Raw genomic sequence first — 12,148 nt, forward strand, 5'->3', positions numbered from 1 at the left:
TAAGGCTCGGCACTTTGAGAAATTCATTGTAAGCTCTATAGCTAAAAGAAACTAAAGAATTCGACTGACAGCAATTTCATCACAATTAGGGAATTTAATACAGTTAATACACTCAGTCCAAACTTTTTGCGGCATTTGGTCTTTACTGACCTCTTCGTAGCCACAGTATTTAAAAAACTCAGGCTGATATGTTAGTGCAAAAACTTTTGAACAGCCAAGTTCTCTCGCTTCATCTTCAAGTGCTCTAACAATCCGTGTTCCAATTCCTCTTCTTTTGTATTCACTTGCAACTGCTAATGCTCTTATCTCTGCCAAATCACTCCACAGTATATGAAGCGAAGCAACCCCCACTAATTGGTCATCCACTTCAGCCAGCAGGAACTCGCGGATGTTTTCATACAGCATATTTCTTGATCGGGGAAGCATGAGCCCTTGTTCCGCATTACTGTTAATCAATGACATCATAGCTTCAACATCCGCTATTCTTGCCTTACGCAATTTCATCTTTATGATTCTCCTTTATAGGTTTTGCATAATTATACACCATATTTTATATTCTTGCATATCCCCTTTTTATAAGTATTTAGTTCAAGGGAAAATATTTCAGATTTTAATATTTGATCTGTGTTATTTGATTGTCGGATTTTGAAATATCTTTTTTAAACTAAATTCTAGATTATTGGGTTTATAGGCCGCTTTAGACTAGTTCTACAAATTATTAAATCTCCTTTTTCTTACAATTTTTTGCGCCTTCTTATGATAAACTATGTCAGTGTGTTGCATATAGTAGTTTTTGGAAGGAGATTATCAATGTGGTTCCCCTAAAATTACGTTTTCGTTCTTTCCAGCGACAAAAAGCTTTGATCTTTCTATCTGTTTTATTTATAATAACCATTGTATTATGTGATATCTTATTCTTACCCGACTCCTTGCACATAACCCTGAAGTTTATCCCATTTATCATCCTCATCATATGGTTCGAACTTTTGTTTACTACTTGGGGAAAAGTTTGGGTCATATTCGCCACTATAGTCTTAGTAGTCTCTTATACAAATCCTATCCTTTCGTCAAGTCCGTTACTATTAGTTCACATCACTTTCCTGCTTGTTATAATGGTTCTCTTTGACCGGAAGGAAAAACAAGAACGCATACTTCATCAACGACACCTCAAAACAATGCGTGCACTTCTGCGACAGAATCCACCTTTAGTTCAGACAGTTGACTATACTCGTGAAGCGGTTATCTTATTAGATGATACGGGGACTATTCTAGAATTAAATTCTCAATCGTCCTTTCTATTATCATTGCCTGAGTCCTATTTAGTTGGTAAACCTATCTATGATGTTCTAGGCATCTTACCAAATCCTCATCCTTCCAACGTTCCTGAGAATGGTGATTTTACCTGGACACAAAAAGGGATTGTCAAGCAGCTAAAATTCCGTACTCGTCCATTACTGGACCATAACAACCCATCTGGAATACTTGTAACACTATTTGATATCAGTGAAGCAAAAAAACGTTTAGAATCTGAATTACAAGTTGAAAAGCTCTCGATTGTCAGTCAAGTTTCTGCGGGTTTAGCTCATGAAATCCGCAATCCGATGACGACGATCAAAGGTTTTATGCAACTGATAACCCCTGATCAATGGCCGGAATCATTTCGTCCTTACCAACAACTTATTCTCGATGAAATTCAAACCATTGATCAGTTACTTAATAACTTCATCCTTTTAACTAATCCTTCCGCACCTCATTTAGAGAGACTTAACCTTGCAGAAGCCATTCCCTCAATGACTCAAGCAATTCAAACCCTCCTCCATAAGCAAGGCGTTAACCTTATTCTGGAATCCCCCTCACATCCGGTCTATATAATGGGCGACCGTGAACAACTCCTCCAGGCATTGTTATCCATTCTTAATAACGCAATTGAAGCCTCTCCAAAAGGAGGAAACGTTATTATTCGCTTAAGAGAAGAGGAATCGTGTGTAAGCGTCAATATCATCGATGACGGACCGGGTATTCCAGAAAACCTGCGTCAACGAATTCTTGACCCATTTTTCACTACACATAAGGAAGGCACTGGGTTAGGTTTAACCATTGCTCAACAAATCATTCTCACCCATCATGGTAAGCTTTATTTTTCCGACTCGTCTTCCTCTACAGGAACCGAAGTCACGATTGATTTTCCTAGTTTGTCTAATTTTACAGGTACCCTTTCTGCATAAGGGAATGGTTCAAATAATTACTTTGACAGTTCAGTTCATAAATTCCATTTTCCTGCCAATTTTCGGGTAACGTCCAAATTGGAAACTTGCCTGGATCATTCAACCAACTGTAGCAACGACGAAGCTCTTCTTCCTTGCCTAGTGTCGTTAGCCAGTGTACTCGGCCATCCCAGACTAAAGGATTCCCTTGATCATCTTTGGCACTCACTAAAAGCAGGCTTCGTTCTAACACAGATGCCAACAAAATACTCCGTACACCCTTTAAAAGCGGCTTTTCAAATATTGGGCATACAACACTTAGTTGTCCATTTCCTTGGAAAAAAGACCACTCTTCAAACTCTATAACGGAATTTTCACCTCGCTCTTTAGGCAACCACGGCCATGCCCACGGACTCCCCCAGAGCATTTTTAAGGCTCCTTCCCCCTTATAAAGTAACGAAGCAAGGAGATCTTGAGGGCGGAGTTTACCTTCTTGCTCCAAAGCTTCAAGATAATCCAAAATATCTAGGATTGTGGCACAGAAACCAGTGTTTAACGATCCTGAAGAATCAACCCACCCCTGTTTTTGCCACTTCAGCATATGCTCCTTCGACTTAAGCCACTTTAATTTAGTACATAGTTCGAATTTCTTACCTTTGCGGCGGACTTCTGCGATTTCAAAGTTTCCCCAAACGACATTAATAGATTGATTTTTTACCAGTAACTGCACTCCACGACTTGCTAAATTACCAAAAAAATCCTTAACCGTTATCAATTGTTGTCTGGCCACTGGATTAAGGCCTGCTCCCCAGCGTTTCCAATCTGGTCGTTCTTCCCCTAAGGCATATCTGGAACGACTAAGCAGTTGCTTCCCTGGAATGGGGTATAAACTGGGCGTCAGCTTTTCACGCCAATATACCGCTCTTGCATCAATTGTTCCCCCGATTTTTGAGAGTCCTGTTAAAAAGGGCTTTGAAAAATCGGGAGCAACATAATATATCACTGTCTTCGCGCCATTGCTAAGTCGGTGTCCCCATAACAGACCTGCCAAAAGAAACTCTTCCTCGCGAATTATCGAGGAACAAGCAATAATCCCTACTCTTAAAGTCGTCTCTCCGCCCATAAAATAAGCATACTGAAGAGGAAGACGACTTGATCTCTTTTTGTCTTCCGGGTACTCTTTCCAATCCTTAACAATAAATACGTCAGGATGTGATTCCCAGATTATATTCCAGGTAATGCTCAACAATGACCCTCCCTTAGCTTTTCTCCATAAGGATGTTTACGCGCTAAGTACGAAGATCATGACAAATAATCATCGTTTATATCCGTCAATAAATACTAATGACTTCTAAGCCCACCTTGCCAATTGCGGACAAGTTGCATTGTTTCCTTGATTGGGAGAGCGTACCGGATATGCCCGTCACGCCCTTCCATTGTTTGAGCAAAAAACATAGAGTTCCAAATGCTTTCTGCACTTGCTTCCACCACTGCTCTAAAAAAAGAATCTAAATCCCAGTCTGACAAGAAATTGTTTTGATGATTAACATTATTACTGACCATTAGGCAAAAATCTCCACTGCCCTGCATTGAGATTGCCCCAGTACGCGCCATTCCCAAACTTGCTCTGCCCGCTAATTGTTTTAATTGCCAACGCGATAAGGGAGCATCAGTAATTCCTACGAGAATCAACGAACCAGGGACATAACCCAACGGTTGGCGAGATGATAATTTACCGACTGGAACACCAGCTAAAAGAAAGTCCTCAAATACTCCAAAGTTTGCCAAGGCCAACATTCCCAGTACATAACTCCGGCCACTTTGATCTTGAACGAGCCGTGAAGAACTCCCGATTCCTCCTTTCATTTGAAAAGAAGACATACCAACCCCCGCACCGACATTCCCCTGCTCAATCGGGCCCTTTGCGGCACGCTGAAGCGCAAGTATTGCATCCCATGATTTAACATGACGCCCCCTAATGTCATTTAGGTAAGAATCGTCACATTCCATGACAACAATATTTGGGGTTCGTGCATCATTGCCGATTTCAGGATTTTGCTGTAACAAATAGGTGATAACTCCATTTGCAACGTCATTTACGCTAAGGGTGTTCGTTAAGAGAATCGGAGAATTTAAGATCCCCGTCTCTTGAATATAAGGAACTCCAAGAGACTTTCCGTAGCCATTTATAACCTCTATCCCTGCGTTACATGGTTGACGATAAAGATTATCAGGCCGAGGCAAAATTGCTGTTACCCCTGTTCTGACAGGACCCTTCCCGTGAGAAATTAAAGGTCCAACTCCCTGAATTAAGGATAAATGACCGACTCGCACTCCGGGTACATCTGTAATATCGTTATTTACACCGACTGGCATCTGACCCATCCATAGTCCTAAATCCCTTGGCGAACTTCTTTCTTGCATCAAAAACCCCTCCGTTGTAACTCTATGGGATACAACAGAGGGATATGAGTAAAAACTTTAAAATTAGGGTGAAATCTTAAATTCTTTCTGTCAGGCCTCCCACTTCTTTTCCGTAAGGCCATCTAAAAAGACTGATAGTGCATGGTTTAACTCTTCATGCAAATCCCCACTCCCAGAAACAAACCAACGAATAAAATGTTGAACCATCATTCCTTCTAGGCTTTCCGCTAAAAATGCAGGATCAAACTCACTGCTGATTTCGCCATTTTGTTGCCCAACCGTCAGAATAGCTAACAACCCATAGTGCAAGCTCATATCATAATCAGTACCTTCACGACTCCGAACTGTAACCCAGGCGATTTCACGATCCTTAATCATAAATTCTGCCCAATCTTGAAGCAGGGTACTTAATCGTTGCCGTGTACACAAACTGGGTTTTTTATGTCCCCTATTGGTAAGATCTTGCCAGGAACGCCTTGAAAACTCTTTAATAACGGCTTCTTTAGTAGGAAAGTAATTATAGAACGTTCCTTTCCCAACGTCAGCCTGCTGGGTAATCTGTTCAACAGACGTGGCAGAAAATCCTTGCGCACGAAATAGTTGCATAGCATTAGAGAATATCTTTTCGCGAGTTTCTTTTTTCTTTCTCTCTCTACGGGACAACTCAGTCATCTTCCCCCCCCTTTGCGTTGCAATGTCAGCCGATAATAAGCCTTTATCACCTATTCTACAACTTCCATTATTTTCCTTCTTTTCCGTAGGGGGTTGTCTTCTTTTTTAAGTTATTTCAAAACACGTACTTAGATCTTTTTTCTCTCTGCGGACTCAGATCCCAGTTTCCATACCGTCAAGATCCTCCAGACTGCACGTTCCAATTGTTCTTGAGCTTTCGCAAAGGCTTCTTTTAAGGTTCCGGGACCTTCAGAAACACTAAAGCAACTTTGGATTCCTTGGGCGAAGAAAACATCCGGTGGCCCCTCCACTGATCCCGAGATAACCAAAACAGGCACATTGTGCTTTTTCGCCAAGGCTGCAACCCCTACTGGAACTTTACCGTACGCCGTCTGAAAATCAGTTCTTCCTTCGCCTGTTAGTACCAAATCAGCGCACTTAATTTTTTCATCAGCGTTGGATACTTCCAGAATTATTTGTGACCCTGCTCTCAGTTGTGCTCCCAAAAAACCGACGGCACCTGCTCCCAGTCCTCCTGCAGCTCCACCACCGGCCAGCTCTAACAGTTTTGTACCTGTAACAGCACTCAGACGTTCTCCTAAAGTATTTAAAGCGGCATCCAGCACCTTGACATCTTCAGGACTTGCACCTTTTTGCGGACCATAAACGGCGCTGGCACCCTCCGGACCACAAAGGGGATTTTGAACATCACAAGCCACCTCGATCTTCACCTTTGATAACTGAGGATTAATTTCTGACATATCTATACTGCTTAGAGAGGCAAGTGCCGCTCCTCCCGGAGGCAACTGCTTGCCTTGGGAATCCAGCAACTTCACTCCTAACGCAACAGCAAGGCCTGCTCCTCCGTCATTAGTTGCACTCCCGCCTATACCGAGAAGAATTTTATTCACCCCACGTTCCAGCGCGTCCTGAATAAGCAAACCTGTTCCATAGGTAGAGGTTATGCGAGGGCGTTTTTCCTCGTTCGATAAGAGAGTTAAACCTGAAGCTGCGGCCATTTCAATGATAGCGGTCAAACCATTGTCTATGAGACCGTAGGTTGCCTCTATTGGGCGTCCAAGAGGATCAGTTGTATTTACCTTGACCTCCACTCCAGGAACTGAACTAAGCATTGCTTCAACCGTGCCTTCTCCGCCATCTGCCATTGGGATCATCTCAACTATACTTTCTGGGTAGACCCGTTGTACCCCTTTTCGCATAGCTTGGGCAACGCCTAAGGCGTTCAGGCAACCCTTAAATGAGTCTGGTGCAATGACAATTCTCATTATTTTTTCACTCCTTAGATTGAGCGCGTCGCCCAATATACATACCAATGTTAAGAAAAGCGACAAGACTGGTGAAATCTAAAACGACTATTGTCCAACTTTCAATGGGAACATCAACAAGGTAAGCCATTAAATAAGATAAAAGGTTAAATACAAAGGCAGCCAGGTATGCAGAACCCAGATTCTCATATTTCCGACGATACCCTACCAAAAAACCAAGCGGATAAAAGATAGCAAAATTGAACGCCACCTGATTAAGTAAGCCACCTGAAACAAAAAAATCAACCCAAAAAATAAAGAGTAAACCTAAAATAAGTTGATATCGCCAAAAAGCAAAATTCATTCGTACCCCCATAATTTTAAGAACTTGCGCTTGAAAACTCATTACTAGAATTGGGGAGAGAGTTACACTCTCTCCCCAATTCTATAGATCGATTTCTGATAGCCGCTAGTCGCCAGTTTATGATTTGAATATCACTCATTACATTAGTCTCGATAAGATTAAACGGGGATTAGAGAGGGCAACTCACTAAAAGCAACGATTATCAACTATAGTTAGGCGCTTCCTTGGTTATCGTTACATCGTGAGGATGACTTTCCCTTAGTCCTGCAGCTGTAATGCGGATGAAGTTAGTTTGAGTCCGAAGTGCTTCGATGTTTGCTGTTCCGCAATACCCCATCCCTGCCCGCAGTCCTCCAATCATTTGATAGATTGTTTCAGATACTGGTCCTTTATATGGAACGCGACCTTCAATTCCCTCCGGAACAAGCTTCTGATCCTTTTCTTGAAAATAACGGTCTCGGCTTCCCTCTTTCATGGCACCTATTGATCCCATTCCCCGGTAAACTTTGAAACTTCGTCCCTGATAAATTTCTAAATCTCCAGGACTCTCTTCAGTGCCTGCAAAGAGACTTCCAATCATCACGATCCGAGCTCCGGCTGCCAAGGCTTTTACTATATCACCTGAGAATTTAATGCCTCCATCTGCGATAACTGGAATACCATATTTCTCTGCCTCTTCAGCACAATCCATTACCGCAGTAATCTGAGGAACTCCGATCCCGGCAACTATTCGCGTAGTACAAATGGATCCGGGTCCGATTCCAACCTTAATTCCATCAGCACCCGCTTCAATCAGATCCCGTGTTGCGTCAGCTGTTGCTACATTACCAGCAATTAGCTGAGTCTCAGGAAAACGATCTTTTAACACTCTAACCATTTCTAATACCCCTCTGGAATGTCCATGAGCGGTATCTAGTACAATAACATCAACACGAGCTTTAATCAACGCCTCAGCACGCTGTAATGTATCTGCAGTAACACCTACAGCTGCTCCTACTACTAATCGACCGCCTTCATCTCGAGCAGAATTCGGATATTGACGTGCTTTTTCAATATCCTTAATCGTGATAAGCCCCTTAAGCATACCGTCTGAATCAACAATAGGTAGCTTTTCAATCTTGTGTTGTCCTAATATTTCTTGAGCATGTTCAAGGGTTGTCCCGACAGGAGCTGTTACCAAATTGGTCTTTGTCATAACCTCGGATATTAGTCGATTGAAGTTTTTCTCGAAGCGCAGGTCTCTGTTTGTCAGTATTCCAACCAGTTTTCCCTCAACGGTAATCGGAACCCCTGAAATTCTATAACGTTCCATCAGCTTCAAGGCTTGCATAATGCTATCGGTTGGATTTAAAAAGATAGGATCCGTGATTACACCATGTTCAGAACGTTTAACTTTATCGACTTCTAAGGCTTGTTGTTTGATACTCATATTTTTATGAATAATCCCTATTCCGCCTTCCCGCGCGATTGAAATCGCCATACGAGAATCAGTAACAGTGTCCATACCAGCGCTCATAAGGGGAATATTGAGTTTAATCTTCTTCGTTAAGTATGTGCTGACGTCGACATCCCGAGGAAGCACCTCAGATTTGGCCGGAACAATAAGAACATCATCAAAGGTAAGTGCCGCTTCATTGATAATACGATTGGACATGATTAGCTCCCTTCCCAATAGTTTTCTAATTAGTATAACAGAAATATAATAAAAATACATGTTTAATTACTATATTTGTTCTATATTCATGCACCAACAATTTTATCTCTCAAACTCTATAGATAAAAGGCATACACTTAGATAAAAGTGATGCCTCCCCATTTGTTCATGTTTGATAAATACTGGTTTTAGGTCCTTCTTGCCATCATCATTGCGGGATAAGAAACTCTTTCAGCTTGTAAAATAAGATTGGGGTTATTATGATAGGAAAGAAGGAGGCAAAAAATGTTCTACCGAATACACCAATTCATCTGCGCTGTCTTTCCTCATCTTAATCAAACTGATATCGACTGGGCAATAGATCACTTATCCCCTGAGGCATCTAAACTTTTTCTTCGGCAATCCAAGCCAGAGCAACGACATGCGATTGATGTTGCTAAAAGTATCATTAAAGCAAATAACCCTATATCTTTTCACGAATTTCAAGATTTAATTACCGCTGCTCTCCTTCATGATTGTGGGAAATCCGTCGCCTCTATCCGCCTCTGGCAAAGGGTTTATATAGTCTTGATGAATAAAATGCCCCACTTCTTATGGTCTAACTTTGAAAGAGGTCCCTCTATCTTCTCAATCCCTCTGAAAGTATATGAGCGTCACGCCTTGTGGGGCGGATACTTGGCGAAAAAGGCAGGGCTAAATTCTGTTGTTTGTCTCTTAATCCGCGAACATCATACTCCTACTACAGATTTAGGCCGCATCCTGGAACAAGCGGATAATATGTATTAATTTTAAGAAGCATGAGTCACCAAGCGGCAAACTCATGCTTTTTGAGCTGGTGATTCCATTTTATCTTGGAGTTCTACTATCTCCCTGTTTTTAGAAAATATCCATTTCGCGAAACGTTTATTATCTCGTTGCAAGCGCACATTTTCCTTTTCAAGGTGGCGAACTAAAGCCACCTTTTCACGTTCAACCTTCTCTAACAAATTCATAAGCACTCGACGACTTACTCTTAAATGTTCAACACGCTGTTCTAATTCCCCGACACGATCCCTGAGTAACTTTATTTCGTCTATTGAATTCAAATCTTACGCCCCCCCGGCATTATCTACAATAATAGTGTATGCCGGAAAAATGCATTTTAAACCTTAAGTAAAAAAAGACTCAGTTGTTTTCGCAGCTACTGTACCTTAATTAAGTTTTGCTAACGCTTGAATCTGCTCTAAGACCCTAATGGGTACTCCCCAACGTCCAAGCTCAACTCCAGGTTTACGTGCTTCCCCATGAAAATCTGATCCCCCGGTCACGAGTAACTTATACTGTCGAGCAATGGCTCTGTATCTGCTCACATCGTCTGACTTATGCTCAGAATGTAAAACTTCGATTCCTTGGAGACCAACTTCAACCCAGGCGGGAATTCCTTCATCTAATCGTTGCATCCCAGGGTGAGCAAGAACAGGAATCCCATGTGCTTGTCTTACTAACTCGATGCCTTCTTCTGTGGTTAACTTATAACGCGGAACGTAAGCCGGTGCTCCCAGCCCTATGTAACGCTCAAACGCTTCTTTAATGTTTTTTACAAAACCTCGTTCTATCAGTACCTGGGCTATATGCGGACGACCGATAGACTCCCCTTTTGTCAATTTCCGGACTTCATCTGCACAAATGGATATTCCCTGTGTTGCCAAGCGTTTCAGGATTTCTATCATACGTTGCTCTCGAGCGTCACGCAAACTCCTCAGCTTGTCATTCAAATAGCATGATGTATTATCAACCTCATATCCAAGGATATGAACTTCTTTACCCTGCCAATCCGTATTAAGCTCTATTCCTCTAAGAACCTGAATCTTATAGTAAGCTCCTGCTTCTTCAGCTTCTCTCCATCCTTGAATAGTATCATGATCTGTGATGCCTATGCCTTTTAAGCCTAAATCTGCAGCTAAGCGAATAAGTTCTCTGGGAGTCAATAATCCGTCAGACTCAGTTGTATGACAATGTAAATCGGCTTCGTACAAAATCGATGGTGAAGTCATGTTATAACCCCATTTCTACGGCTAACTGTCCCCACCTATTTTAACACGTTCAAGAGTATTCGCATAAAGTTCTGACTCGAAATCTTATCAATTTCTTGATTTGAAAACCCAGCTTTCCTTAAATCGTCTATTAGAAAACAATAATCTCCGACATGCTCCAATCCCTCAGGAACTTCAGTAATTCCGTCAAAATCCGACCCTAATCCAACCGTTTCTACCCCTGCAACATCAGCAATATGGCAAATATGACGAACTACATCTTCTCGCGTTGCTATACCGGTTTCCTTTAAAAATTGCGGATAGAAATTCACCCCGACAACGCTTTTATGCTTTGCCAGAGCGCGAAGTTGTTGATCTGTTAAATTACGTGGATGATTGCATAACGCCTTGGCACATGAGTGTGATGCTACAATAGGGTCCTTCGATAATTCTAGCACATGCCAGAAACCAGCCTCATTAAGATGAGAAACATCAATAAGCATGCCTAATTCATTCATTCGCGAAACAACTTGTTTTCCTAAATTCGTCAATCTGCTTTGGGTATCTGCTTCATCAGCACCATCTGCCAATTCATTGCGTTGATTCCAAGTTAATCCTAAAGCCCTAACACCCAATTGATAAATTATATCCAGCATAAAGAGGTTTTGCCCTATAATTTCCCCGCCCTCTACACTTAGCAAAATCCCTGTCCGCTCAGGGTCAGGAATTAGTGAGAGATCCTTCTTTCCTAGAATCGGAAAGAGCCGATCAGGATGACCCGCTATAAATCGGTTAGCTCCTTCTATTAGCTGCAGTCCCCGGGTTGTGGCCATAAATGGCTTATGTTCTGCCTCAATATAGGCGGCCAGAAACTGAAGAGATACTCCTGACATTCTAGCGCGCGTGGTATCCCAATGCCCTCCTTCAGAAGGGTCCAGCAATGTCCTTTCACCCTTGACAAAATCGATTAAACTGTCACAATGACCGTCAACAATATAGGAATTCATAAAACTGCCTCCTCAGATACATAAAGAGTAACATGCGAGAAGGGATCGTCGGTCATAAATGACCAAGTATCCCCTCAGGCTTAACTCTATAAATGGATGTTCAAGCTTAGAGTGCTGCCATGGATAGCAAGGCACCCCGTAGAAAGCGAAGGGACTTTCCAGACAGTATAATAAACACCTGTCTGCTTATGACCTAAGCAAACAGGTGAGTTATCATACATTCGCCCTTAAACCGCCTTATCGGGACTGGACTATCAACTTAATGGCGGTTCTCTCTTCTCCCTCAATTATTACATCAGTAAATGCTGGAATACATATAAGATCGACTCCACTCGGAGCTACAAAACCGCGTGCAATTGCAACCGCCTTAACAGCTTGGTTTAAAGCACCAGCGCCAATAGCTTGCAGTTCGGCGCCGCCTTTTTCACGAAGTACCCCCGCAAGAGCTCCTGCAACCGCATTCGGGCTTGATTTTGCTGAGACTTTTAAAACTTCCATTAGACACATCCTCCTGCTCGAATTCATTTACAAGTATTACCACAACTT

Annotated in this window: 13 protein-coding genes; 2 read left to right on the forward strand and 11 right to left on the reverse strand. The window is 42.1% G+C overall.

The genetic code is table 11. The annotated features are described in order from the left end of the window. Positions 1 to 51: 51 nt before the first annotated feature. Entirely contained in the window at positions 52 to 504 is a 453-nt protein-coding gene (locus BUB11_RS08650; RefSeq protein ID WP_073029358.1) for an N-acetyltransferase, read from the reverse strand. A 608-nt stretch (positions 505 to 1,112) separates the two neighbouring features. On the opposite strand from BUB11_RS08650, the gene BUB11_RS08655 reads away from it, so the two are divergent. After that, positions 1,113 to 2,225 carry a two-component system sensor histidine kinase NtrB gene (locus BUB11_RS08655; protein ID WP_242947496.1) on the forward strand — a complete coding sequence of 371 codons (1,113 nt, stop codon included), beginning with the start codon at positions 1,113 to 1,115 and terminating at the stop codon, positions 2,223 to 2,225. Here the strand turns inward: BUB11_RS08655 and BUB11_RS08660 are convergent. The 6 genes from BUB11_RS08660 to guaB form a co-directional block, all read right to left on the reverse strand. After that, positions 2,203 to 3,450, reverse strand: coding sequence for a hypothetical protein (locus BUB11_RS08660; protein WP_073029360.1), 1,248 nt, complete (start codon positions 3,448 to 3,450; stop codon positions 2,203 to 2,205). The genes BUB11_RS08655 and BUB11_RS08660 overlap by 23 nt on opposite strands. 95 nt (positions 3,451 to 3,545) lie before the next feature. Next, on the reverse strand, positions 3,546 to 4,628 hold the full coding sequence (locus BUB11_RS08665; protein WP_073029361.1) for a DmpA family aminopeptidase: 1,083 nt from the start codon (positions 4,626 to 4,628) through the stop codon (positions 3,546 to 3,548). 90 nt (positions 4,629 to 4,718) lie between these two features. After that, positions 4,719 to 5,300: a TetR/AcrR family transcriptional regulator gene (locus tag BUB11_RS08670; RefSeq protein ID WP_073029362.1), complete on the reverse strand. Its 582-nt coding sequence runs from the start codon at positions 5,298 to 5,300 to the stop codon at positions 4,719 to 4,721. Positions 5,301 to 5,428: 128 nt separating this feature from the next. Next, positions 5,429 to 6,586, reverse strand: coding sequence for a glycerate kinase family protein (locus BUB11_RS08675; RefSeq protein WP_073029363.1), 1,158 nt, complete (start codon positions 6,584 to 6,586; stop codon positions 5,429 to 5,431). A gap of 7 nt (positions 6,587 to 6,593) precedes the next feature. Next, the gene (locus BUB11_RS08680; RefSeq protein ID WP_073029416.1) at positions 6,594 to 6,929 is read right to left on the reverse strand and encodes a hypothetical protein; all 336 of its coding nucleotides are present in this window, start codon (positions 6,927 to 6,929) and stop codon (positions 6,594 to 6,596) included. A 202-nt stretch (positions 6,930 to 7,131) separates the two neighbouring features. Beyond that, entirely contained in the window at positions 7,132 to 8,583 is a 1,452-nt protein-coding gene (guaB, locus tag BUB11_RS08685; RefSeq protein ID WP_073029364.1) for an IMP dehydrogenase, read from the reverse strand. A 285-nt stretch (positions 8,584 to 8,868) separates the two neighbouring features. On the opposite strand from guaB, the gene BUB11_RS08690 reads away from it, so the two are divergent. Continuing rightward, on the forward strand, positions 8,869 to 9,369 hold the full coding sequence (locus BUB11_RS08690) for an HD domain-containing protein (protein WP_073029365.1): 501 nt from the start codon (positions 8,869 to 8,871) through the stop codon (positions 9,367 to 9,369). Between the two features lie 32 nt (positions 9,370 to 9,401). Here BUB11_RS08690 and BUB11_RS08695 read toward each other — a convergent pair whose 3' ends face one another. From BUB11_RS08695 to BUB11_RS08710, 4 genes are all read right to left on the reverse strand, one after another. Further along, the gene (locus tag BUB11_RS08695; RefSeq protein WP_073029366.1) at positions 9,402 to 9,668 is read right to left on the reverse strand and encodes a translation initiation factor 2; all 267 of its coding nucleotides are present in this window, start codon (positions 9,666 to 9,668) and stop codon (positions 9,402 to 9,404) included. A gap of 105 nt (positions 9,669 to 9,773) precedes the next feature. Beyond that, complete coding sequence (locus BUB11_RS08700) at positions 9,774 to 10,616, reverse strand: PHP domain-containing protein (protein WP_073029367.1); 843 nt, start codon at positions 10,614 to 10,616, stop codon at positions 9,774 to 9,776. A gap of 35 nt (positions 10,617 to 10,651) precedes the next feature. Continuing rightward, positions 10,652 to 11,602, reverse strand: a complete 951-nt coding sequence (locus tag BUB11_RS08705) for a dipeptidase (protein WP_073029368.1) — start codon at positions 11,600 to 11,602, stop codon at positions 10,652 to 10,654. Between the two features lie 237 nt (positions 11,603 to 11,839). Next, positions 11,840 to 12,100 carry a stage V sporulation protein S gene (locus tag BUB11_RS08710; RefSeq protein ID WP_073029369.1) on the reverse strand — a complete coding sequence of 87 codons (261 nt, stop codon included), beginning with the start codon at positions 12,098 to 12,100 and terminating at the stop codon, positions 11,840 to 11,842. Positions 12,101 to 12,148: the final 48 nt, after the last annotated feature.

Source organism: Desulfosporosinus lacus DSM 15449 (genome assembly GCF_900129935.1).
Taxonomy (GTDB): domain Bacteria; phylum Bacillota; class Desulfitobacteriia; order Desulfitobacteriales; family Desulfitobacteriaceae; genus Desulfosporosinus; species Desulfosporosinus lacus.